Source organism: Variovorax sp. GW531-E2 (assembly GCF_059423125.1).
This window is the reverse complement of record NZ_JBWKXQ010000087.1, coordinates 1-21,086: the sequence shown is the minus strand read 5'-3', so window position 1 is coordinate 21,086 and position 21,086 is coordinate 1. Positions and strand designations below refer to the sequence as shown.

22 protein-coding genes are annotated in these 21,086 nt (G+C 69.0%); 5 read left to right on the top strand and 17 right to left on the bottom strand.

Annotated features, from left to right (window positions below; all coding sequences use genetic code 11):
- Positions 1-110: 110 nt before the first annotated feature.
- Positions 111-1,313 (bottom strand): ammonium transporter, encoded by a 1,203-nt coding sequence (locus tag AC07XP_RS30400; RefSeq protein ID WP_495266761.1) that lies wholly within the window; start codon positions 1,311-1,313, stop codon positions 111-113.
- A 173-nt stretch (positions 1,314-1,486) separates the two neighbouring features.
- Entirely contained in the window at positions 1,487-2,422 is a 936-nt protein-coding gene (locus AC07XP_RS30395; protein ID WP_495266760.1) for a LytTR family DNA-binding domain-containing protein, read from the bottom strand.
- A 145-nt stretch (positions 2,423-2,567) separates the two neighbouring features.
- Here AC07XP_RS30395 and AC07XP_RS30390 point away from each other — a divergent pair, with 145 nt between their 5' ends.
- The gene (locus tag AC07XP_RS30390; RefSeq protein WP_495266759.1) at positions 2,568-3,839 is read left to right on the top strand and encodes an acyltransferase family protein; all 1,272 of its coding nucleotides are present in this window, start codon (positions 2,568-2,570) and stop codon (positions 3,837-3,839) included.
- Here the strand turns inward: AC07XP_RS30390 and AC07XP_RS30385 are convergent.
- Entirely contained in the window at positions 3,751-4,203 is a 453-nt protein-coding gene (locus AC07XP_RS30385; protein WP_495266758.1) for a PaaI family thioesterase, read from the bottom strand. The two genes, AC07XP_RS30390 and AC07XP_RS30385, sit on opposite strands and share 89 nt — an antisense overlap.
- Positions 4,204-4,439: 236 nt before the next feature.
- Between AC07XP_RS30385 and AC07XP_RS30380 the strand changes: the two genes are divergently transcribed.
- A complete protein-coding gene (locus AC07XP_RS30380) occupies positions 4,440-6,071 on the top strand; it encodes a DUF4139 domain-containing protein (protein WP_495266757.1) in 1,632 nt (543 codons plus the stop codon).
- Positions 6,072-6,223: 152 nt separating this feature from the next.
- Here AC07XP_RS30380 and AC07XP_RS30375 read toward each other — a convergent pair whose 3' ends face one another.
- From AC07XP_RS30375 to ylqF, 7 genes are all read right to left on the bottom strand, one after another.
- On the bottom strand, positions 6,224-8,413 hold the full coding sequence (locus AC07XP_RS30375; RefSeq protein ID WP_495266756.1) for a TonB-dependent receptor: 2,190 nt from the start codon (positions 8,411-8,413) through the stop codon (positions 6,224-6,226).
- Between the two features lie 31 nt (positions 8,414-8,444).
- On the bottom strand, positions 8,445-9,920 hold the full coding sequence (locus AC07XP_RS30370; RefSeq protein WP_495266755.1) for an ABC transporter permease subunit: 1,476 nt from the start codon (positions 9,918-9,920) through the stop codon (positions 8,445-8,447).
- 15 nt (positions 9,921-9,935) lie between these two features.
- Positions 9,936-11,336, bottom strand: a complete 1,401-nt coding sequence (locus AC07XP_RS30365; RefSeq protein WP_495266754.1) for an ABC transporter permease subunit — start codon at positions 11,334-11,336, stop codon at positions 9,936-9,938.
- Between the two features lie 4 nt (positions 11,337-11,340).
- On the bottom strand, positions 11,341-12,045 hold the full coding sequence (locus AC07XP_RS30360; protein ID WP_062476970.1) for an ABC transporter ATP-binding protein: 705 nt from the start codon (positions 12,043-12,045) through the stop codon (positions 11,341-11,343).
- Between the two features lie 122 nt (positions 12,046-12,167).
- Positions 12,168-12,317, bottom strand: a complete 150-nt coding sequence (gene ykgO / locus AC07XP_RS30355) for a type B 50S ribosomal protein L36 (protein WP_013542562.1) — start codon at positions 12,315-12,317, stop codon at positions 12,168-12,170.
- A gap of 104 nt (positions 12,318-12,421) precedes the next feature.
- Complete coding sequence (locus AC07XP_RS30350; protein WP_307587555.1) at positions 12,422-12,886, bottom strand: Fur family transcriptional regulator; 465 nt, start codon at positions 12,884-12,886, stop codon at positions 12,422-12,424.
- Between the two features lie 54 nt (positions 12,887-12,940).
- Positions 12,941-13,909, bottom strand: coding sequence for a ribosome biogenesis GTPase YlqF (ylqF, locus tag AC07XP_RS30345; protein WP_495266753.1), 969 nt, complete (start codon positions 13,907-13,909; stop codon positions 12,941-12,943).
- 216 nt (positions 13,910-14,125) lie between these two features.
- Between ylqF and bamE the strand changes: the two genes are divergently transcribed.
- From bamE to AC07XP_RS30330, 3 genes are all read left to right on the top strand, one after another.
- Positions 14,126-14,728 carry an outer membrane protein assembly factor BamE domain-containing protein gene (gene bamE, locus AC07XP_RS30340; RefSeq protein WP_095948936.1) on the top strand — a complete coding sequence of 201 codons (603 nt, stop codon included), beginning with the start codon at positions 14,126-14,128 and terminating at the stop codon, positions 14,726-14,728.
- 161 nt (positions 14,729-14,889) lie between these two features.
- Positions 14,890-15,318, top strand: a complete 429-nt coding sequence (locus AC07XP_RS30335; protein ID WP_070062567.1) for a CBS domain-containing protein — start codon at positions 14,890-14,892, stop codon at positions 15,316-15,318.
- A gap of 105 nt (positions 15,319-15,423) precedes the next feature.
- Positions 15,424-15,786, top strand: coding sequence for an HPF/RaiA family ribosome-associated protein (locus AC07XP_RS30330; RefSeq protein ID WP_062476985.1), 363 nt, complete (start codon positions 15,424-15,426; stop codon positions 15,784-15,786).
- A gap of 12 nt (positions 15,787-15,798) precedes the next feature.
- Here the strand turns inward: AC07XP_RS30330 and AC07XP_RS30325 are convergent, their stop codons facing one another.
- The 7 genes from AC07XP_RS30325 to AC07XP_RS30295 form a co-directional block, all read right to left on the bottom strand.
- The gene (locus AC07XP_RS30325; RefSeq protein ID WP_495266752.1) at positions 15,799-16,260 is read right to left on the bottom strand and encodes a MerR family transcriptional regulator; all 462 of its coding nucleotides are present in this window, start codon (positions 16,258-16,260) and stop codon (positions 15,799-15,801) included.
- A complete protein-coding gene (locus AC07XP_RS30320) occupies positions 16,250-16,666 on the bottom strand; it encodes a nuclear transport factor 2 family protein (RefSeq protein WP_495266751.1) in 417 nt (138 codons plus the stop codon). The genes AC07XP_RS30325 and AC07XP_RS30320 overlap by 11 nt, the downstream gene beginning before the upstream one ends.
- A 104-nt stretch (positions 16,667-16,770) precedes the next feature.
- Positions 16,771-17,697: an SDR family NAD(P)-dependent oxidoreductase gene (locus AC07XP_RS30315; RefSeq protein WP_369646326.1), complete on the bottom strand. Its 927-nt coding sequence runs from the start codon at positions 17,695-17,697 to the stop codon at positions 16,771-16,773.
- Between the two features lie 122 nt (positions 17,698-17,819).
- The gene (locus tag AC07XP_RS30310; protein ID WP_062476998.1) at positions 17,820-18,200 is read right to left on the bottom strand and encodes a response regulator transcription factor; all 381 of its coding nucleotides are present in this window, start codon (positions 18,198-18,200) and stop codon (positions 17,820-17,822) included.
- Positions 18,201-18,352: 152 nt separating this feature from the next.
- Positions 18,353-19,909: a glutamate--cysteine ligase gene (gene gshA, locus AC07XP_RS30305; protein ID WP_095746179.1), complete on the bottom strand. Its 1,557-nt coding sequence runs from the start codon at positions 19,907-19,909 to the stop codon at positions 18,353-18,355.
- Between the two features lie 165 nt (positions 19,910-20,074).
- A complete protein-coding gene (locus tag AC07XP_RS30300) occupies positions 20,075-20,392 on the bottom strand; it encodes a putative quinol monooxygenase (RefSeq protein WP_307587546.1) in 318 nt (105 codons plus the stop codon).
- A gap of 51 nt (positions 20,393-20,443) precedes the next feature.
- Positions 20,444-21,085 carry an alpha/beta hydrolase gene (locus tag AC07XP_RS30295; RefSeq protein ID WP_495266750.1) on the bottom strand — a complete coding sequence of 214 codons (642 nt, stop codon included), beginning with the start codon at positions 21,083-21,085 and terminating at the stop codon, positions 20,444-20,446.
- Position 21,086: the final 1 nt, after the last annotated feature.

Genomic DNA, 21,086 nt, shown 5'->3' with positions numbered 1-21,086 from the left:
GTGGTGAACAGGTGGGATCGGGGGCCGCCGGCAAGTTTGCTACAGCTGGCAAATTCGTGCCGTGCGCCGCAAATCCCCCGTTGCGGCTCATGTCCTGAGCCGCACCGCCCTCACCAATTCACTTCCCGCTCCGGCGTGGCCGAAATGTGGTGGATCGACAGATCCGCCCCGTCGTATTCCTCTTCCTGCGACAGCCGCAACCCCATGGTCGCCTTGAGCACGCCGTACACCACCGTGCCGCCGATCAGCGCCCAGACCACGCCAAGCAAGGTGCCGATGAGCTGCGCCCACAGGTTCACGCCGCCGATGCCGCCGAGCGCCTGCGTGCCGAAGATGCCGGCCGCGATGCCGCCCCAGGTGCCGCACAGGCCGTGCAGCGGCCACACGCCGAGCACGTCGTCGATCTTCCATTTGTTCTGCGTGCGCGTGAACATGAAGACGAAGATGGCGCCGGCCACGCCGCCCGCCACGAGCGCGCCCAGCGGGTGCATGAGGTCGGAGCCGGCGCACACGGCCACGAGGCCGGCGAGCGGGCCGTTGTAGACAAAGCCGGGGTCGTTCTTGCCCATGGCCAACGCCACCAGCGTGCCGCCGACCATGGCCATCAGCGAGTTGACGGCGACGAGGCCCGAGATCTTGTCGATGCTCTGCGCGCTCATCACGTTGAAGCCGAACCAGCCCACGCACAGCACCCACGCGCCGAGCGCCAGGAACGGGATGTTCGACGGCGGGTGTGCGCTGAGCGAGCCGTCGCCGCGGTAGCGGTTGCGGCGCGCGCCCAGCAGCAGCACGGCCGGCAGCGCGAGCCAGCCGCCCACGGCGTGCACGACGACCGAGCCGGCGAAGTCATGGAACTCGTGGCCGGTGACCGAGGCGATCCAGCCCTGGATGCCGAAGGCCTTGTTCCAGGCGATGCCCTCGTACAGCGGGTAGACGAAACCGACGATCACCGCGGTGGCGATCAGTTGCGGCCAGAACTTGGCGCGCTCGGCGATGCCACCCGAGATGATGGCCGGGATGGCCGCCGCGAAGGTCAGCAAGAAGAAGAACTTCACCAGCTCGTAGCCGCTTCTTGCCGACAGTTCGGTGGCGCTGACGAAGAAATGCGTGCCGTAGGCCACACCGTAGCCCACCAGGAAGTACACGATGGTCGACACCGAGAAGTCGACCAGGATCTTGACCAGCGCATTGACCTGGTTCTTCTTGCGCACGGTGCCCAGTTCCAGGAAGGCAAAGCCGGCATGCATGGCCAGGACCATGATGGCGCCGAGAAGGATGAACAGCGCGTCAGCGCCCTGTTTGAGTGCGTCCATGAGAGCTTCTTGCAGGTTTTTGGTTTGATTTGGTGCGTCGCACCCGAACGGCTCGGGGCGCCGGCGCAAGAAAGCAAAAATGGTGCCTGCAGGCTCTTGAATGGTGCGAAACGACCCAGGAATGGGCCGATTTCGCAGGGCACGCACCGGATCGGAACGCGCCGCCGGAGCGCTCAGCCGCCGCGCAGCGCGTCGCGATACCGCCGGCTGCAGGGCACGCTCGTGCCGTCGTGCATGTGGAGCCGGGCGTCGCCGCCGTCGAGCGGCTCGATCTCCTTGATGCGACCCAGGTTCACCGCGTGGCTGCGGTGCACGCGCACGAAGGTGGCGGGGTCGAGCTGGGTCAGGAAGTCGGTGAGCGTGGCGCGCAGCAGGTAGTCGTGGCCGTTGACGTGCAGGCCGACGTAATTGCCCTCGGCCTGCAGCCAGTCGATGTCGGTGGCGGCGATGAGGAATTCGCGGCGCAGCTTGCGCACGAGGAAGCGCTCGGGGCGGGCCGGCGGCGGTGCTGCCGGCGGGGGCACGTCCTGCACGGAGGGTTCGAAACCCTCCGGTTCCGCCAGCGCCTCTGGCACCGGCGCCACGCCCTCTTCCGGCGGATCGAGCACGCGCGCCTCGCCCTGCAGCCGCAGCATGAAGAGCCGGTAGGCCCACACGCCGAAGACCATCGTGGCGTAGACGCGCACGTCCTTCAGGTACTCGTAGCCCCATCGCCCCATGGCGCCGGCGAAGTCGTAGGGCTCGCCGGCGGCCGCATACACCGTGGCGCGCAGCCCGAACATCGCCGCGACGTGCGCCAGGCTCAGGAGCACGCTCGCCACCAGATGCCCGGCGAGAAAACGCACCCAGTGGTCGCGCGCCAGCGGCGACAGCCGGCGCTCCACGGCCACCAGCACCGGCACCAGGGCCAGCAGCGCGATGTGGCTCGACACCTCCCAGGTGACGACCTCCCAGTTCGCGCGCGGCACGGCGCGGCTGCGGGCGTCGATGAGCGCGACCACGGTGCTGATCGCGGCATGCACCGTCATCAGCACGATCCAGAAGCCGACCTCGACGTACCGCCGGATCGGTTCGTAGCGCTCGTACAGGTTCTTGTGCGGCTCGCTCATGCGGGGATTCTCGCGAACCGGGGCCGGATTTCATCCCCGGGGGCCACCGTTCGTCACAAATCCGGGGCGATCCGTCCCGGCGATGGCCCCGGGGGCGGGCGCGGGGGCCACGATGGCCGCCGTTTCCTCGTTCCAGGAGCCCGCCATGCCCTCCGATTCCGCTTCAGCCCTCGCGCCGCAGCGCCGCCACGACATCGACGCCCTGCGCGCCCTCGCCTTTTTGCTCGTCATCCTCTATCACGTGGGCATGTACTACGTGGCCGACTGGCCCTGGCACCTCAAGAGCCCGCACGCGGCCGAGTGGCTGCCGTGGCCGATGCGAGTGCTGAACCTGTGGCGCATGGACCTGGTCTTCCTGATCTCGGGCGTGTCGCTCGGCTTCCTGAGCCGGGGCCAGGGCACCTGGGGCCTGCTGCGCAGCCGGGGTCTGCGGCTGATGCTGCCGCTGGCCTTCGGCATGGCGGTGGTCGTGCCCTACCAGGCCTATGCCGAGGGCGTGGCGCGCGGGCTGGTGGCGCCGGGCTTCGGCACCTTCCTGCTGCGCTACCTGTCGATGGGCGCGCCCTGGCCCAAGGGTGCGTTCGCGGGGGCGGAGTTCGGCATCACCTGGAACCACCTCTGGTACCTGCCCTACCTGTTTCTCTACACGGCGCTGGTCGCGCTGACGCTGCCGCTGTGGCGCTCGGCGGCCGGCCAGTGGGTGCGGCGGCGCTTCAACGGGCTGCGCGGCTGGCAGCTGCTGGTGCTGCCGGCGCTGCCGCTGCTGACGTGGACGGTGCTGCTGGCGCGGCACTTTCCGGCCACGCACAACCTGGTGTGGGACTTCCACCTGCACAGCATCTACTTCACCGTCTTCCTCTACGGCTACTGGATGGGCGTGGACACGGGCGTCTGGCGCGAGCTCGAACGGCTGCGCCGCGTGTCGCTGCTGCTGGCGGTGGCGGCGATCGGCGCGTTCATCGCGCTGCGCGTCGGGGCCGTCGTTGCGCCCAAGGGCCTGTTGATGGACGTGCTGCGCACGGCCTACCTGTGGCTCGCGGTCGCCACCATACTGGGCCATGGCCACCGCCACCTGAACCGCCCCTGGCCGTGGCTGCGCTGGGCCAACGAGTCGGTCTACCCCTGGTACATGCTGCACCAGACGCTGATCGTCGCGGGGGTGGCGCTGCTGGTGCCGCTGGCGCTGGGCCCGGTGTGGGAGCCCGTGGCGCTGGTCGCCGTGACCATTGCCGGCTGCTGGCTGCTGACCGACAGGCTGATCCGCCGCATCGGATGGCTGCGCCCGCTGTTCGGGCTGAAGCGCAAGCCCGAGGCCGAGCCGGCGGTGGTTACGCCGCCTGCTTCGGCTTCGGCTTCGGCGTCGTCGACGCCTCGTCCACCGGCACCAGGATGGCGTTCGCCGTCGCCACGAGCTTGAGCTTGTCTTCGCCCTGGCCCTCGGGCTGCGCGAACAGCTCGGCCCCGACGAACACCTGCTTGCGCCCCGCCTTCACCACGCGCCCGCGCGCCACGAAGGCCTCGCCGATGGCGGGCGAGATGCAGTTGATGGAGAAGTGCGAGGCCAGCACGCGGCCCGCCACGGTGGCGGCCGCGAAGCCGCTCACGGTGTCGAGCAGCGCGGCAATCATCCCCGCGTGCAGGAAGCCGGCGTACTGGCCCATGTCTTCCTCGCGCCATTTCATGCGCAGTTCGGCCTGCCCGTCGGCGGCCTGGGTGACGTCGAAGCCGGCCCAGCGGTTGAAGGCGGCCGAACGGTTGATGGCCTGGATCGTGTCGAGCATGGGGGTGTCCTTTCAGAGTGAATCAATGGAGGGAAGGCGAGACCCACTCTAGGAAGCGGAGCCGCCGCGCACCGTCTCTTGGGTGACCGGTTCGCCGCCGGCAGATGCCTGCGCGACAGCGGCGCGCCCGCGTCACACCGGCGTCATGAAAAAACTTCGCCACGCCTTAACCCCGTTCGCGTGCCTCGTCCGTAGAAGCAGAGATTCGTCACTGACTTTCTTCCGGAAGGCTTTCCATGCACACACCGTTCTCCGCCCGTCCCCTCCTGCGCGCCACCGCCGTCGCTTCCCTCTGGCTGGCCGCGGGCGCCGGCGCCCATGCGCAGTTGCAGGCCGATGCCTCGCGCATCACGCAGGTCAAGGTCTACCCCGGCAGCGCCACGGTGGAGCGCGTGGCGCGCGTCGCGGCGGGCAGCCGCTCGGTCACCTTCGCCTGCCTGCCGGCCGGGCTCGACGTGCAGAGCCTGCAGGTGTCGGCCGGCGCGGCGGTGCGCGTGGGCGAGACCTCGGTGCTCAGCGAGGCGCGCGAGCTCTCGGCGAACTGCGCCACCAGCGCGCTCGACGGCCGCATCCGCGAGCTCGAAGACCGCAAGGCCGCGCTGCAGGCCGAGACCGATGCGCTGGGCATGGTCACGGGCTACCTCAAGGGGCTGTCGGGCAGCGAGTCAGGCCCCGGCGCGCGTGCGCCGATGGACGCGCGCAACCTCGCGGCCATGACCGAGGCGATGCGCCGCTCGGGCCAGGACGCGCTGCTCAAGCAACACCAGATCCAGCGCCAGCAGACCGACCTCGACCGCCAGCTCAAGCCGCTGCTGGCCGAGCGCGGCCGCACGCAGGGCCAGGGCGCGCAGGTGACGGCCGTCACCGTCACGCTGGCCGCCAGTGCCGATGCCGACGTGAAGCTCAGCTACCAGGTCAACGGCCCGGGCTGGACGCCGAGCTACCGCGCGCTGCTCGACACCACGACGCGCAAGGTGCGCATCGAGCGCCAGGCGCTGGTGGCGCAGGCCACGGGCGAGGACTGGCGCGGCGTGAAGCTGGTGCTGTCCACCGGCCAGCCGCGCCGCGAAACTACGGGGCGCACGCCGAGCGCGTGGCGCATCGGCATCGAGCCGCCGCCGCGCGCGAACGCCGACATGGCGTACATGGCCGCGCCGATGCCCGCTGCCGCTCCGGCCGCCATCGCCGCCGACCGCAAGATGGCCATGGAGCGCGCACGCGAGCCGCTGTTCGACGTGAGTGTGTTCGACAACAGCTTCGCCACCGAATTCGCCGTGCCGCAGAGCATCGACGTGCCTTCCAACGGCCAGCGCGTGACCCTGGCGCTGGGCCAGCATGAGGACACGGCGCAGCTCGCCGCGCGCACCAGCCCGCGCGTGGACCCGAGCGCCTTCCTGGTCGCCGAGATGGCACAGCCCGCGGGCGTGTGGCCGGCCGGTCCGATGCAGCTGTACCGCGACGGCAACTTCGTCGGCCAAGGCCGCTGGAACGCGCCGAGCGACGCCAAGCTCACGCTCTCGTTCGGCCGCGACGAACTGGTGCGCGTGCAGGTCGAGCCCGAGCGCGACAACCAGGGCTCGGGCGGCTTCGTGGGCTCGCGCGCCGAACGTCAGGTGCAGCGCGCCTACGTGGTCGAGAACCGCCACCGCACGCCGATCGCCGTGCAGGTGCTGGAGGCCGCGCCGGTGTCGGTCGACGAGCAGGTGCGCGTGACCACGCGCTTTGCGCCGCAGCCGGCCGATCAGGCGTGGAACAAGCAGCCGGGGCTGGCGATGTGGCGCTTCGACCTGGACGCGGGGCAGACGGCGCGGGTGTCGGCGGACTACACGATCGGGTACCCGAAGGATGCGCGACTGCAGATGCGCTGAAGCGGGGGTTGTTCAGGGCGTGTGCACAGGCCACCGGGTACTTCCCTCCGCGAATGTCCCCCGGCCTACGGCCTCCTCCTTGATTTCGCTGCGGGAAGCACCCAGTGTCCTGCGCACACTGGGCGCTGTCGGTTCTCCTCAGCGGCCGGGCTTCAGAAATCGAACTTCGCCGACACCTCGAACGTCCGCCGCGGCGCCAGCAGCACTTGGCTCGCGGCGCGGCCGGTCCAGTTCGCGTAGAGCCGGTCCGTCAGGTTGCGCACGCGGAAACTCAGCAGCGCATTCTTCAGGCGGTAGCTCACGGCCGCATCGACCGTGGTGAAGCCGTTGATGCGGATCTGGTTGGCGTTGTCGGTGTACATCGGCCCCGTGTGGTTCAACGACGCGAAGTATTCGAACTTCGAGCCGTCGGGCCGGTAGGTGGCGAAGACGTTGGCCATGCGCTCGGGCACGTTCGGCGGGGTCTTGCCCACGCGCGAGACGTTGCCGGCTTCGACCAGCGTGTCGAAGCGCGCGTCGAGCGCCGCGAGGTTGCCCGCCAGCGTCCATTCGCGCGTGGGCTTCCACACGGCCGACAGCTCGAGGCCGCGCGACGACTGGCGGCCGTTGTTCACGGTGGTGGCGGCGTTGTTCGGGTCGCGCGAGAGCACGTTGTCAAGTTCGATCTTGTACAGCGCGGCCGTCCACTCCAGGTTCGCTGCAGGCAGGCTCTGCTTGAAGCCCACCTCGGCCTGCTTGCCGCGCGACATCGGGAACGCGGCATTCGACGCCGACAGCAAGAAGAGCGATCCCACCGGCAGCGTGGCGTTGGTGTACTGCGCGTACAGGCTCGACTGCGGCGACAGGTCGTACACCGCGCCGAAGCGCCCCGAGGTGGCACGGTAGCTCGCGCCGAAGCGCGTGACGCTGCCCGCGTTCAGGTCCCAGATGCGGCGGTCGACCTCGGTGCGGTCGTGGCGCAGGCCGCCGACCAGCGTGAGGTCGCGCATCGGTTTGATCGCGTCCTCCACGAAGACCGAGGCGACCTTCACGCGCGAGAAGGTGTCGGCGCGGTTGCCCGCGCCGGTGGTCAGCGCGGGGTTGTCGTCGAAGTAGCCGGTGTACGGGTCGAACACCGGCACGCGCAGCTGCGCGGCGGTGGCGGGGCTGCTGTTCGAGAAGCGGCGCTGGCTGCCGAAGCGCGTCTCGCTGTATTCGCCGCCGACGACGAAGCGGTTGTCCATCCCGGCGATCTTTCCCTTGTGCGTGGCGTCGAAGCGGTCGAGCCAGAAGTCCTGGTCGTGCGTGATGAGCGTCTGGTCGCGCGCGATGCTGGCGGGCGGCACGAAGGTCGCGCTCTCTGAATTGCGGAACATGCGCTTCGACTGGTTGGCCGAGAACTCGTTGCGCCACGACCAGCCGCCGTTCAGTTGCCCCGTGAGGCGCGCGCGCAGCCAATAGGTCTCCGAAGAGTTCTCGTCGTCGCGCACGTTGTAGTTGGTGCGCGCCATGCGCCGGTCGATCACGCGGCCGTCGGGCGTGCTGACGACGTTCGTCGGCTGCGTGGCGAAGCTGCGCGGCACGAGCGGCGTGCCCCAGTAGGCGTCGTTGTCGTCGCGCAGGTAGTCGAACGACAGGTCGAGCTTCACCGAGCCGCCCAGGTCCACCAGCAGGCCGCTCGTGAAGTGGTCGATGCGCTCGCCGTTGCGATCGATGGTGCCTACCTTCGTGTCGTTGCGGCTGTAGTCGAGCCGGTAGGCGCTGGCCTCGCCCAGCGCGCCGCCGAAGCCGAAGGCCGCGCGCGTGGAGCCGTAGCTGCCGTACGAGAGCAGCGCCTCCTTGTGCGGGTTGCTGCGGTCGGGCCGCTTGGTCACGAAGTTGACGATGCCGCCGATGGCGCCCTCGCCGTCGAGCACCGAGGCCGGGCCCTTGAGCACTTCGATGCGCTCGTAGTTCCAGGTGTCCTGCACGCGGTTGGTGACGCCCGCGCCCGAGCTGCGCACGCCGTCGTAGAGGTACATGAGGCTGGTGAAGCCGCGCAGCGACAGCGTGGTCGGCGACGACGGGGGGCCGCCGCCCGACAGACCCGCCATGCCGCGCAACGCCTCGCTGAAGGTGCGCGCGCCGCGCTGCTGGATCGCGTCCTGCGACAGGATCTCGACCGAGGCCGGCGTCTCGCGCACCGACAGACCCAGGCGCGAAGCCGTGCCGCTCGAATCATTGAGGTGCAGGCTGTTCGCGTCGCGGCTGCCTTCGATGGTGACGGTGCCGAGCTCGGCGTTGTTGCTGCTGTCTTGTGCAGAGGCTACTTGCAAGGCGGTGACGGCGGCCAGCGCGACGGTGGTGCGGGTGAACGGGGTCATGGAGCGGTGCGTGGAAGAAATGAAGAAAGCGTCAGGCGACCGAGAAGCGCCGCAGCCGCCAGGCCGCGAGCCCGAACAGCAGCAGGCTCGGCACCAGCAGTTGCAGCACGGCCAGCGCGGCCTGCCCGCGCACGAGCTCGGCGGGCTCCTCGTGCCAGGCGAAGGTGGGCATGCGGTCGAAGTCGGCGGGCACGAGCGCATCGCGTGCGTCGATGCGCGGGAAGAAGAAGGCCTTCCAGGCTTCGTGGTGCGCCACGGTCTGGGCGTCGAAGCGCGCGTGGCGGCGTGCGCCGTTGCCGGCCAGCGCGGTCATGCCTTCGTAGGCCACGGCCGCCGGCGACACGGCGCCGAAGCGGCCCACCAGCGCCTGCTGTGCCGCCTGTTGTGCGTCGAAGCGCGCGAGCGCGGGGCGGATCGCTTCGTCGACCTCGCGCTGGATGCGGTAGTTGGCCAGCGAGCGGCCGGCGATCTCGATCTTGCCGTCGCGCGGCACGAGGATGGCGCCCTGCCCCACGTGCTGGTACTCGGTGCCCAGCAGGTCCTGGTAGCGCTTCATCGCCTCGGCCGTGACCACGCGCTGGCGCGTGGCCAGCTCGGTGCGCGACGGTGCAGGTGCCACCTGCGTGACGGCCAGGTTCAGCAGCACCGGCGCCACGAGCACCAACAACACCCAGGCGATGACGAGCACCATCGCGTTGGTCGCCGACGAGGCGCCGAAGGCGTTCACCGCCACCACCAGCGCGAACCAGAACAGCGCGTAGGCGCCGACCAGCAGCGCCCACCACAGCGTGGCGCTGCCCGCGCCGCCGGCGGTGAGCCCCGCATGGCGCGCGATCCACAGCACGGCCACCGGCAGCAGCACGGCGGGGCCCAGCAGCACTGCGGCGCGCACCGTGAGCTTGCCCGCGAGCAGCGTGCGCAGCCGCAGCGGTTGCGACAGCAGCAGGCGCAGGGTGCCGTTCTCGCGCTCGGCCGACAGCAGGTTGTAGCTGAGCGCAAAGATCAGCAGCGGCAGCAGGTAGACGATGACGAAGGCCAGGTCGAAATGCCCGCTCAGCAGGTGCCACGGGTTCTCGATGTCGCTGGGGTTCATGAACACGACGCGGCTCTGGTTCGTGACCTGGTACTGGCTCGGGAACAGGTCGCTTTGCCCCAGCGCGACCGGGCCCAGCGGCGCGGTCGGCAGCAGCACGTGCTGGCCGCCGTAGCCGCTGGCCATGCGCGAGGGATCGGCCGGGTTCTCGAAGGGCGTGGGCTGCGCTGTGCCGGCCAGGATGGCTTCGAGCAAGGTGCGCTGCGCGGTGCGGGTGTCGCGGTCGGCCTGCGCCACGGCCGCCTGCGCGCGGTCGCGCTGGGCGGTCTGCAGCAGGCCATTGCCCAGCGCATAGGCCACGAGCAAAAGGAACAATGCGCCGACGACCCAAAGCCCGCGCTCGGCGAGCATCAAACGGACTTCCTGGCGCATCACGGCCAGCAGGCGGTGGCCTTGGGGAGGATGAATGGACATGGGTGGCACCCCCTCTCAGAGCGCGCGCTGGCGCAAGGTGGCGAAGGCCGCGAACGCCGCCGCGAGCAGCAGGCCGACGCACAGCACGAGGAAGCTGCGCGCCTGGTGCCGCAGCGCCCACCCTGCGCCCGGCGGGTGGTAGTCGAAGGGCGGCACGGTGGCCCAGAGCTCGGGCGTGGCCTGGTAGGAGAAGTGGCGGTCGCCGAGCGGATCGGCATGCGCCACGAGGTCCTTGCTCATCAGGTCCTGGATATTGCGGCGGTGCAGCTCGGCCGCCGTGGTGAAGCGCCGGTGGTGCGAGAAGTCGGTGCCCGCCATGCCCATCGAGAAGCTGCGCACCGCGAGCAGCGGCAGCAGCAGGCCGCTCCACTCCTGCACTTTCTGCTGCTGTTCCCAGGTGTCCCACAGGCGGCCGTAGTGGCGGTCGTACACGGGGTACGAGGCCTGGTCGTCCAGGCGCAGCGCAATGCCCCACTTGCTCAGCGGCACATCGCGCCCCCAGCGCTCGGTGGTGCCGAAGTTCTGCTGCCAGACCTGGTTCGACACGGCCTTGAGTTCCGCGCCCAGCGCCTGGTTGAATTCGAGCCGCGTCGGGCTCGGGAACCACGTGCGCGAGAGTTCGGATAGTACGCGCGGCGCCATCACGGCCTGCCCGATCCACAGCGCGAGCAGCACGGTGATCGCCATGCGCGAGGTCGACGACAGTGCCGACACGCCCAGCACCAGGCACACGAAGATGCCGAGGTACACCGCGTAGCCCAGCGACCACGCGCCCAGCCGCAGCAGCGCATCGACGCGCCCACCCGGCTCCACGCCCACTGCCACGGCGACGGCCGCCACGAGCGCCGCCGGCACCAGCAGCACCGCGAGCAGCGCCGACAGCGCGAGCGCCTTGCCGGCCAGCAGACGCAGCGGAGCCACGCCCAGGCTCAGCGTCTGGCGCAAGATGCCCTGCTCGCGCTCGCCCGCGAAGGCGTTGAAGCCCAGCACGATCACCAGCAGCGGGCCGAGCACCTGCAAGATCCAGCCCACCGACAGGTTGCCGAAGCGCTGCAGGCCGGTCGCGTCCTGCGCGGCATTGAACTTGACTTCGCTCTGGCGGTGTGCCTGCAGCCAAACGGTGCTGCCGATGTAGGGGTTGATGCCCGCATCGACCATCGACAGCGGCGGCTCGGGCTTGAAGGCGTGCATGCCCTGGTGCGCGGCGTCGTGCGGATGGCGCTTGTCCTGGTGCAGCCAGTCGCGGTAGTCCATGGCCTGCGCGGCCACCTGCTCGGCATGCGCGCCGCGCTGGTGCGCCCAGCCGACGGCCAGGGCGGTGAAGAGCAGCACGGCCACGAGACCGCCGGCCCAGTACAGGCGGCCGTCGCGCAGGCGTTCGGTGAATTCGCGTCGGGCGATCCAGCGCATCGTCATCGGGTCAGGCCCTCATGTGTTGCAGGTAGAGGGACTGCAGGTCGGTCTGGCCGATCTGCGCGCCGTCGAGGCTTTCGACCAGCCGGCCGCGCTTCATGATCCCGACGCGCGTGGCGGTCTGCTGCGCGTGGAACAGGTCGTGCGTGGTGGTGAGCACGGCCACGCCGCGGTCGGCCGCGCGGCGCAGCAGGTCGGAGAACTCGGCCGCGGCATGCGGGTCGAGCCCGGAGGTGGGCTCGTCGAGCAGCAGCGCCTTGGCCTCTTTGGCCAGCGCCACCGCGATCCACACCTTCTGGCGCATGCCCTTCGAATACATGCTGACGCGCTTGTCGGCGGCGGCGTGGTCGAGCCCCACCTCGGTCATCAGCGCGAGCAGGCGCTCGCGCGGCAGTTCGTGGCCCAGCGCCAGGCCGGCGAAGAAGCGCAGGTTTTCCAGGCCCGAGAGCGTGCCGTACAGCGTGACCTGCTCGGGGATGTACGCCACGTCCTGCTTGGTCGCGACCGGGTGGCGCGTGACGTCGGTGCCGTTGATCTGCACCGTGCCGTCGGTCGGCGCGATGAAGTTCAGGAACAGGTTGATGGTGGTCGTCTTGCCCGCGCCATTGGCGCCCAGCAGGCAGTAGATGTCGCCGCCGCGGATGTCGAGGTCGAGACGGTCGAGCGCGGTGTGCGCGCCGTAGCGTTTGGTGAGGCCGGAGGCTCGGAGCATGGCGGAGGGATTCCGATGGAAGGAAGAAGGAAAGGAAAAGACGCGCGCAGGCACGCCCCCGGCGTGGGCACGCCGATGCGGTCATCGAGGGGGAATGAAGGCGGCAGCGGTGCCGCCGCGCGTCAGCGCTTGTTCTTGTTCTTTGCGCCGCCTTGCCGCGCCTTGAAGCGCGGGTTGGACTTGCAGATGACGTAGGTGCGGCCGCGCCGCGTCACCACCTGGCAATCGCGGTGACGCTTCTTGGCTTCCTTGAGCGAGGACAGGACTTGCATGTGCGTGGCCGGGGGGTTCGTTCGGACACGCGAATATACGTTATTGCGAATTCATTCTCAATAACTTTGTTGACCTTTCCCCGGCATCCGGGGCTCCGCCGTCGTCAGTGCGGCGGGTGCGCCTTCGGCGCTTTCGCGCCGGCGTCGACGCAGGCCGCGCACAGGCCATGCAGCGTGACCTCGTGGTGCGTCACCTGGAAGCCCTTGGGTGCGAGGTCGTGCATCGGCCCCGGGCACGCGTGCAGCAGGAACACCTGGCCGCAGTGCGAGCAATGGAAGTAGTGATGGTGGTGGTGCCCTGCATCGCCACCTTCGCTGGCGCCGTGCGAATGGTGGTCGTGCGGATCAGCCTTGCAGGCCACTTCATAGCGCGCCGGCTCGCCCGGCAGCTCGACCTTCGCGATCTCGCCGTCGGCCAGCAGCAGAGAGACCTGGCGGTATACCGTCGACAGGCTGATCTCGGGCACGATGGCCCGTGCGTGTTCGAGGATTTCGGGGGCGGTCAGCACGCGACCGGCGTCGCTGAAGGCGGAGAAAACGGCGTTGCGCTGGCGCGTGAGACGTTGCATCGCTCGATGATAGGGGCGCCCCGCGCGGCCTTCAGCGCGGCGCGCGCAAGACCTTCACGCGTCGGCCGTCGGGCCGCCGTCTGCCTCGGGCTTGGCCTTGCCCTTCTTGCCACGCGCCGCCTTCTTTGCCGCACGCTCGGCGTCGGCGCGCTGGCCGGCGGCCAGCCACTGCGCGAACTCCTCGGGCGTCTCGAGCGTGATGCGCCCCAGGTTGCCGGCGCGGAACTCGTGCATCACGATCTCGGCGGCCTTCTGCAGGTTGACCTTGCCCTTGCCCAGCAGCGCGCCGCGCTTGCGGCCGATGGTGTCGAGGACGTCTTCGTCCTTCATGCCGGCCAGGGTGGCGGGGTCGAGTTCGACGAGCTTGAAGCGCGCGACGATGCCCTCGGCGTAGTTCGCCTTGAGGTAGTCGAGCAGCTCCAGCGCCACTTCTTCTTCATCGAAGGCGTTGCGCCCCACCGCGCCGCTGGCCGCGAGGTTGTAGCCGCTCTTGGGCACGATGATGCGCGGCCACAGCATGCCGGGCGTGTCCCACAGGTAGAAGTCGTCGGCCAGCGTGATGCGCTGCTCGAGCTTGGTGATGCCGGCCTCGTCGCCGGTCTTGGCCTTGCGCCCGCCGGTGAGCGTGTTGATGAGGGTCGACTTGCCCACGTTGGGAATGCCGCAGATCAGCACGCGCATCGGCTTGGCCATGCCGCCGCGGTTGGGCGACAGCTCGTGGCAGGCGCGCACGATGCGCTGCGCGGGCATGGTCAGGCTGGCGTCGAGCGCGATGGCGCGGGTGTCGGGCAGCGCGTTGTAGTGCGCCAGCCAGGCCTCGGTGCGCGCGGGGTCGGCCAGGTCCTGCTTGTTGAGCACCTTCAGCGTGGGCCGCCCGGCCGTGAGCTCGGCCAGCATCGGGTTGGCGCTGGAGCCGGGCAGGCGCGCGTCGAGCAGTTCGATCACCACGTCGATGTCCTTCACCCGTTCGGTGATGGCCTTCTGGGTCGAATACATGTGACCGGGGAACCACTGGATCGCCATCGATGGATGCTCTTTCTTTCGCGCTGTCTGGAAGGGGACCGGCCTCGCAGGCCGGGTGCGCATTGTGAACCGGGAAACGGACCGATTCCTCGTTGCTGCGCTTTTGATAGCACCAACTGGCGTATTCACTGGCTTGTTGGCCGCCAGATCACCCCTAGAATCCGCGCGCTGCGCCCGCAGCCGTTTCAAAAAGTCACACCGAGGGAGATCCTTTTCATGGTCCAGCGCCTTGCCGCCGCCGCCCTGCTCGCGGCCACCACCATCCTGTCCGCCACCGTGGCGCATGCCCAGCGCCCGTCGCCACCGCCCGGCCCGCTGACCGACGGCTTCCTGTGCTGCAACATGCGCACCTACGGCGACTCGATCAGCGACATCAACTACGACGAACAGGGCACGAGCATCGTCCCCGTGGGCACGCCGGCGCGCATCACGGCCTACGACTTCCGCTTCTTCAACCTCGATCTCGCGGGCAAGCCCCAGCGCATCAAGAACGACTACAGCCGCAACATCACGCTGATCGACTTCGCCAAGCGCTACGTGGTCACCGAAGACCCCAAGCGCAAGATCGCCAGCTTCCCGCCTGCGGTGGGCGCCGCCATCCTCGCGGGCAAGGTGATGCCGGGCATGACGCGCGAACAGGTGCTGATGGCGCTGGGCTACCCGGTGGCCAGCGAGAACCCGAGCCTGGACGCGCCGGTGTGGCGCTACTGGCGCGACAGCTGGTCGGAGTTCCAGGTGAACTTCGACGCGCAGGGCCTCGTGAAGGACGTCGCGGGCAATGCCGTGGCGCTGAGCCGCGTGCTCGCCGCCGCGCCCTGAGCATCTCTTGATCGTCCCCGGGTTCGTGTGCGCGGCGTGACACGCGCGACACCCGGGAGGGTTTTGCATCGCGAAGGGCGATTCCGCCCCTATGATTTGTCCGAAGCACGGCGCCGCCACGTGCGTCGGCCGGATCGAAACCCCTGAATGGAGTGCCTGCGATGAAACCCGTCTCCGAACTGCTCAAGCGCCACGATTCCGCCGCCTGGCGCACCTCGCCCGACACCAGCGTGTTCGACGCGCTGGCCACGCTGGCGCATTTCGAAGTGGGCGCGCTCATGGTGATGGACGGCGAAAAGCTCGTGGGCTTTTTGTCCGAGCGCGACTACACCCGCAAGGTGGCGCTGCAGGGCAAGAACTCCAAGGAGATGAAGGTCGCCGAGATCATGACGCCCGACGTGATGACCGTCACCCCGCAGACCCGCACCCGCGCCTGCATGGCGCTCATGAGCCAGCGCAAGTTCCGCCACCTGCCCGTGGTCGACGGCGACAAGGTGGTCGGCATGATCTCGATTCAAGACCTGATGGACGACATCATTTCCGAGCACGAGCAGACCATCACCCAGCTGACCAGTTACATCCAGAGCTGAACACGCTGCGATGCCCAGGCAAAAAGGGGCAACACACCTACGCACAGGGGCACTCTTTCGGGTGCACAGTGAAGGCTCGTTCACCATCCAGCAGGGACATACGCAATGCAGATCCAGGTCAACACGAGCAATGGCATCACCAACAAGGACACGCTGGAGCGCTGGGCAGACACCGAGATCAAGCAGCACCTGAGCCGTTTCGTCGAAGACGTGACGCGCGTCGAGGTGCACCTGAGCGACGAGAACCACGACAAGGCCGGCGGCGGCGACAAGTGCTGCGTGATGGAAGCACGCCTGGCGCACCACCAGCCGCTCGCGGTGACACAGCACGCCACCAGCCTCGACGAGGCCTTCCGCGGCGCGGCCGACAAGCTCAAGCGCCTGCTCGACAACACGCTGGGCCGCCTCAACAACCACCGCGCCCGCGATTCGATCCGCCGCGACGGCGAGGGCTTCGTCGCCGAGTAGTCGAGTCGAAGCTCAGCGCGCCGGCTTGCGCTTCGGTGCGGGCAGGCGCTGCGGCGTTTCCACCGGAATGAGCGGCGGGCGCCGCCCGTCGGCCATCCAGGCGTCGTAGAAATCGATCTTGCGCTCGACCAGCGACAGCGCCTGCTGCCAGTCGGCGATCGTCTGGTGCACGCGCGCGCGGTGCGCCTCGAGCAGGTCGCGCCGCTGGCGCAGCGTGGCCTTGCCCTGCAATGCGAGCGCCGTGTAGTCGCGCATCTCGGCGATCGACATGCCGGTGCGGCGCAGCCGGTCCATCAGGTCGAGCCAGCCCACATGCAGTTCGCCGTACACGCGCCGCCCGCCCGCGTCGCGCGCCACGCCGGGCACGAGGCCCTGCGATTCGTACCAGCGGATGGCGTGCACCGTGCGGCCCGTGCGTGCGGCCAGCTCGCCGATGTGAAACGGCGCGGCGGCAGCGCTAGAGTCAGCCGGCATGGGCGGTCGGCGCATCGAGCGCCCGCTCGACCAGCGCGGTGTCGAAGTACTCGGTCAATGTTTTCACCTGGCCTCCTTCGAGCCGGTAGACGTAGCAATAGCGGTTGTTGTAGCGCTTGCCGGCCTTGGTGGGCACGTCGCCGCTGAACAGCACCACCACGCGGTCGCCCTCCGCAATGATGCATTCGGTCTTGCTCACATAGGGCCCGGCGAACTGCCCGAACAGCGGCTTGATCAGCTCTTCGCGGATCGCCTGCTTGCCCTGGTAGGTGCGCGACCAGGGCGTGCTGCCTTCCAGCGTCCAGCTGGCGTCGTCGGCCAGGCTGCCGATGAAGGCCTGGCCGTTGCCCTTGTCCAGCTCCGCGTGGATGCGCTGGACCAGGGCCTTGTTGTCGATCGTGTGCATGGCGTGATTTCCTTGGATGAATGAAGACACCGGACATCCGGTGAATTCATTGGAAATGCTCGAGTGCGCTCGAAGTCAAGCGCCCTGCACCGAGTGACGAAAGTTCAGCCCCGGCCGGCGTTCGCCTGGCCCTTGGCGACTTCGTTCGCGCCCTGGGCGGTGCCGCTCTGCGGCACGGCCTCGCCCTCGCGCGCGGTCACTTCCGACAGGCGCGCGGCCAGCTGCTCGGGCGTGTCGGCGGCAATGCCCAGCCAGGCGCCCTGCGTGAGCGTGATGTGGGCGGCCTCGAAGGTGCCGGCGCCGGCGCAGAGGATGGTGCGGTTGGGCGCGTCCTGCGCGGCCAGCACCAGCATCGCGGGCACCACGGCCTCGGGGCGGAAGGCCTCGAGCATGTCCTTGGGGAACAGGTCTTCCGTCATGCGCGTGGCGGCGGTGGGCGCCAGGCAGTTCACGCGGATGTCGTTCTTGGCGCCTTCGATGCTCAGCGTTTGCATGAGGCCCACCAGCGCCAGCTTGGCGGCGCCGTAGTTGCTCTGGCCGAAGTTGCCGTACAGGCCCGACGACGAGGTGGTCATCACGATGCGGCCGTACTTCTGCTCGTTCATGAGCGCCCAGACGGCCTTGGTGCAGTTCACGGCCCCCATCAGGTGCACGTCGACCACGAGCTTGAAGTCGTCCAGTTCCATCTTGGCGAAGCTCTTGTCGCGCAGGATGCCGGCGTTGTTCACCAGGATGTCGACGCGGCCCCAGGCGTCGACCGCCTGCTTGACCATGGCCTGCACGGCCTCGAAGTCGGTCACCGAGGCGCCGTTGGCAATGGCTTCGCCGCCGGCCGCCTTGATCTCGTCGACCACCGCCTGCGCGGCGCTGACCGAGCCGCCCGAGCCGTCGCGCGCGCCGCCCAGGTCGTTGACCACCACCTTGGCGCCGCGCGCCGCCAAGGCCAGCGCATGCTGGCGGCCCAGGCCGCCGCCGGCGCCGGTCACGATGGCCACGCGGCCCTGGAAGTCGATGGAGGTGCTGTTGCTCATGAGGTCTCTGCTCGCTATCTGAACTGTGTGGGTCGGTGTTGGTAAAGGTTGCCAATTGACAACAACCCAACGTTTTACCTCAGTTCCCCACCCCGTTCGCCGCCGGGCGCCCCCGGCGGGAGTCACCCATGCGACGGCTGGACGGTGGCGCAGTACGCCACCAGCTGGTCGAGTTCGGCCGATTTGTCGAAGAAGGCATCGGCGCCCAGCTGCTGCGAGCGCAGGCGCATGTCGGCGGTGGCGTAGTTGCTGAGCACCACCACCTTCTGGTGCGGCGAGCGCTGGCGGCAGGCGTTCAGCACGGCCAGACCATTGCCGCGCTGCAGGAACAGGTCGACGATGGCCAGGTCCCAGTCGCTCTTGTGGTCGCGCAGCCAGTCGAGCGCTTCGTCGGCGGTGCTGGCCGAGGCGATCACGTGCGCATCGATCACGTCCTCGAGAAAGTCGACCAGGTTCTCGCGGATCACCGGACTGTCCTCGACCAGGTAGGCATGGAGCGTCATGGTGGGTGTCTCGGGTCCGGAACTGGGCAGCGCATGACGCCATCTTCGGGGCTGGCCGCCGCGCCACGGTGAGCCGGACAGGTCAATGGCTGTAGGCCATCGGCCAGCGGCGCTGTCGGCATGCGCCGGCCGGCGCCGCCGGGGTGGCCTTCTCAGGCTGCGACCGGCAGGCGGCCGGGGGCCATGCCCAGGCGCGCCGGCGAGACGTACTGCTCGCGGTAGATCTCGAAGGGCATGGTGTCGGCCGCCTCGATGCGCTTTTGCGCCTGGATCGACTCGGCCGTCATCTGCTCGAACCCGGCCTGCTGCGCGGCCGAGAACGGCAGCGCCAGCAGCGCGGCGCGGGTCTGCTCCGACTGGGCGCGCACGAAGCCGACGAAGGAGTTGCCGTGCTGCTGCTCGATGGCCGCGAGCACGCGGGCCGAGGGCAGGCTGTCGGGGTTCTCGAGGCCGGCCTTGGCGGCGCGCACGGCGTCGACGTGCTGCGTGCCGCCCTGCGCCGCGTCGAGCGCGGCGGCAATCGGCAGGCACTGCTCGACCAGCTCCAGGCCCCAGTCGGTGAGCGCGACCTCGCGCCCGTCGCGGCGCAGCTTCAGGCCCGGCTCGCGGCCGCGTGCGGCCGTGAGGTGCTGGTTCTGCGCCAGGTCGGCGATTTCTTGCGGCGTGTCGTCGGGGCTGTCGTTCAGCAGGCAGTGCAGCAGGAACACGTCGATGAAGCGCATGGTCTGCGCGTTGATGCCGACGGTCTCGAAGGGGTCGAGGTCCATCAGGCGCACCTCGACGTACTCCACGCCGCGCTCGCGCAGCGCATGCAGCGGGCGCTCGCCGGAGTGGATGACGCGCTTGGGGCGGATCGTGCCGTAGAACTCGTTCTCGATCTGCAGCAGGCTGGTGCCCAGCTGGTTGTAGTCGCCGCCCAGGTTGCGGATGCCGATGGCCTCGTAGGCCGGCCACGGGCGCGTGAGCGCGTCCTGCAGCGAGGCGCCGTAGCCCTCCAGGCTGTTGTAGCTCACGGCCAGCGAGGCCTGCGCCTCGCTCTGGTAGCCCAGGCGGCCCATGCGCAGCGAGGTGCCGTGCGGCATGTACATGCTGCCGTCGCCCAGCGGCTGCAGCTCGTGCGGGCGGCCCGCGACAAAGCTCGAACACAGGGCCGGCGAGGCGCCGAACAGGTACAGCAGCAAAAAGGCCTGGCGGCGGAAGTTGCGGATCAGCGCAAAGTACTCTTCGCTCGACACCTCCGGCAGCGACCAGTTGTAGTGGATGCCCGAGATGGTCTGCATGCGGCGGCCATAGCGGTGGCTCAGGCCCATGCGGTACACGCTCTTGGCGCGGCCCACGTTCGACGAGCCGTAGCGGCCGATCGGAATGGTCTCGTCGGTCGGCAGGCCGCAGGGCATGCTCGACACCCACAGGCGCTCGTCGCCGAGTTGGTCGAGCACGCGGTAGGTGAACTGGTGCACCCGCGTGAGCTCTTCGAGCGCCGACTCCACGCCCGCGTGCACGCCCGTGATGAGTTCGAGCTGCGATTCGCTGAAGTCGGTCGTGATGTGCGGATGCGTGAGCGCCGAGCCCAGCGCCAGCGGATGCGGCGTGAGGGCCAGCTTGCCGTCGGGCAGCGCGCGCAGGCTTTCCTTCTCGATGCCGCGACGCATTCCCTTCAATCGCGCGGCCGGGAGTGCACCCAGCCTCTCCTGCAATCTGTTGCTCATGTTCTTATGACCCATCAATCTTCTGTGGGGCTGGAAGGTAGCACGGGCGGACAGGCACTGCTGAAGCAGGGAATCCCGCATCCGGCTATGCTGTTTTTTGCTACTTTTTTCATAGCAGCCCTCTCAAATACCACCGGCCTTGCGGCGCGCAGCGGGGTTCGAAATTCAGGCCTTGGGGCGGCCCGCCGACAGGTCGATCTCCTCCGACTGGTAGACATGGATCGACGGCACGCCGTCGGCCATGGCCGCGAGCGCCTTGCCGAAAGCGCGCGACGCGTCGACGCGAAAGTGCGCCTGCAGCGCCGCCATGTCGCTCCAGCGCTCCACGAAGGTGAGCTGCAGCGGGTCTTGCACGTCGGTCGTGACGTCATGCGAGATGCAGCCGGGCTCGGCGCGCGAGCGCAGCACGTGTTCCACGCTGATGGCCAGCATCGCCTGCAGGGTGTCGGCCTTTGCCAGCGCGTGTCCGATGACGAGGATCATGGGCTGTCTCCTTCTGTGTATGTCTCGTGGATTGCCGCAGCGGCCTGTGCTTCAGCGCAGCACGCGCAGCAGGAAATCGTTCAGGTCGGCCACTTCTTCCATGCAGACCGAATGCGCCATCGCGTACTCGTGCCATTCGACGGTGTAGCCCAGGGCGGCGAGCGCGTCGCGCGATTGCGTGGCGCGTGCCAGGGGCACCATCGGGTCCTGCCGGCCGTGGCCGAGGAACACCGGCGTGTCGTGGTTGGCGGCATGGCGCTCGGCGGCGGTGCTGGCCGCCAGCGGCAGCCAGCCCGACAGGCCGACGATGCCGGCCAGGCGCTCGGTATGGCGCAGCCCGGTCAGCAGCGCCATGGCGCAGCCCTGTGAAAAACCGGCCACCACGATGCGGCTGGCGGCAATGCCGCGGGCCTTTTCATTCGCGATCACGGCCTCGATGGTGGCCTGCGAGCGGCGCAGGCCCGCGGCGTCTTCCTGCACATTGAAATCGGGCCCGGCAATGTCGAACCACGCCGGCATCTGGTAGCCGCTGTTCAGCGTGACCGGAATCACCGGTGCGTTGGGGAACACGAAGCGCACCGGGCCCACGGCCGACAGGTCGAGCTCGCCGGCGATCGGCACGAAGTCGTTGCCGTCGGCACCCAGGCCGTGCATCAGGACCACCGTGGCGGTGGGGTTCGGGGCGGTTTCGATT

What these genes read in the sequence shown, in the direction of transcription:
- AC07XP_RS30400 (WP_495266761.1), bottom strand. Translation starts at nt 1,313, where the DNA reads ATGGACGCACTCAAACAGGGCGCTGACGCGCTGTTCATCCTTCTCGGC.
- AC07XP_RS30395 (WP_495266760.1), bottom strand. Translation starts at nt 2,422, where the DNA reads ATGAGCGAGCCGCACAAGAACCTGTACGAGCGCTACGAACCGATCCGG.
- AC07XP_RS30390 (WP_495266759.1), top strand. Translation starts at nt 2,568, where the DNA reads ATGCCCTCCGATTCCGCTTCAGCCCTCGCGCCGCAGCGCCGCCACGAC.
- AC07XP_RS30385 (WP_495266758.1), bottom strand. Translation starts at nt 4,203, where the DNA reads ATGCTCGACACGATCCAGGCCATCAACCGTTCGGCCGCCTTCAACCGC.
- AC07XP_RS30380 (WP_495266757.1), top strand. Translation starts at nt 4,440, where the DNA reads ATGCACACACCGTTCTCCGCCCGTCCCCTCCTGCGCGCCACCGCCGTC.
- AC07XP_RS30375 (WP_495266756.1), bottom strand. Translation starts at nt 8,413, where the DNA reads ATGACCCCGTTCACCCGCACCACCGTCGCGCTGGCCGCCGTCACCGCC.
- AC07XP_RS30370 (WP_495266755.1), bottom strand. Translation starts at nt 9,920, where the DNA reads ATGTCCATTCATCCTCCCCAAGGCCACCGCCTGCTGGCCGTGATGCGC.
- AC07XP_RS30365 (WP_495266754.1), bottom strand. Translation starts at nt 11,336, where the DNA reads ATGACGATGCGCTGGATCGCCCGACGCGAATTCACCGAACGCCTGCGC.
- AC07XP_RS30360 (WP_062476970.1), bottom strand. Translation starts at nt 12,045, where the DNA reads ATGCTCCGAGCCTCCGGCCTCACCAAACGCTACGGCGCGCACACCGCG.
- ykgO (WP_013542562.1), bottom strand. Translation starts at nt 12,317, where the DNA reads ATGCAAGTCCTGTCCTCGCTCAAGGAAGCCAAGAAGCGTCACCGCGAT.
- AC07XP_RS30350 (WP_307587555.1), bottom strand. Translation starts at nt 12,886, where the DNA reads ATGCAACGTCTCACGCGCCAGCGCAACGCCGTTTTCTCCGCCTTCAGC.
- ylqF (WP_495266753.1), bottom strand. Translation starts at nt 13,909, where the DNA reads ATGGCGATCCAGTGGTTCCCCGGTCACATGTATTCGACCCAGAAGGCC.
- bamE (WP_095948936.1), top strand. Translation starts at nt 14,126, where the DNA reads ATGGTCCAGCGCCTTGCCGCCGCCGCCCTGCTCGCGGCCACCACCATC.
- AC07XP_RS30335 (WP_070062567.1), top strand. Translation starts at nt 14,890, where the DNA reads ATGAAACCCGTCTCCGAACTGCTCAAGCGCCACGATTCCGCCGCCTGG.
- AC07XP_RS30330 (WP_062476985.1), top strand. Translation starts at nt 15,424, where the DNA reads ATGCAGATCCAGGTCAACACGAGCAATGGCATCACCAACAAGGACACG.
- AC07XP_RS30325 (WP_495266752.1), bottom strand. Translation starts at nt 16,260, where the DNA reads ATGCCGGCTGACTCTAGCGCTGCCGCCGCGCCGTTTCACATCGGCGAG.
- AC07XP_RS30320 (WP_495266751.1), bottom strand. Translation starts at nt 16,666, where the DNA reads ATGCACACGATCGACAACAAGGCCCTGGTCCAGCGCATCCACGCGGAG.
- AC07XP_RS30315 (WP_369646326.1), bottom strand. Translation starts at nt 17,697, where the DNA reads ATGAGCAACAGCACCTCCATCGACTTCCAGGGCCGCGTGGCCATCGTG.
- AC07XP_RS30310 (WP_062476998.1), bottom strand. Translation starts at nt 18,200, where the DNA reads ATGACGCTCCATGCCTACCTGGTCGAGGACAGTCCGGTGATCCGCGAG.
- gshA (WP_095746179.1), bottom strand. Translation starts at nt 19,909, where the DNA reads ATGAGCAACAGATTGCAGGAGAGGCTGGGTGCACTCCCGGCCGCGCGA.
- AC07XP_RS30300 (WP_307587546.1), bottom strand. Translation starts at nt 20,392, where the DNA reads ATGATCCTCGTCATCGGACACGCGCTGGCAAAGGCCGACACCCTGCAG.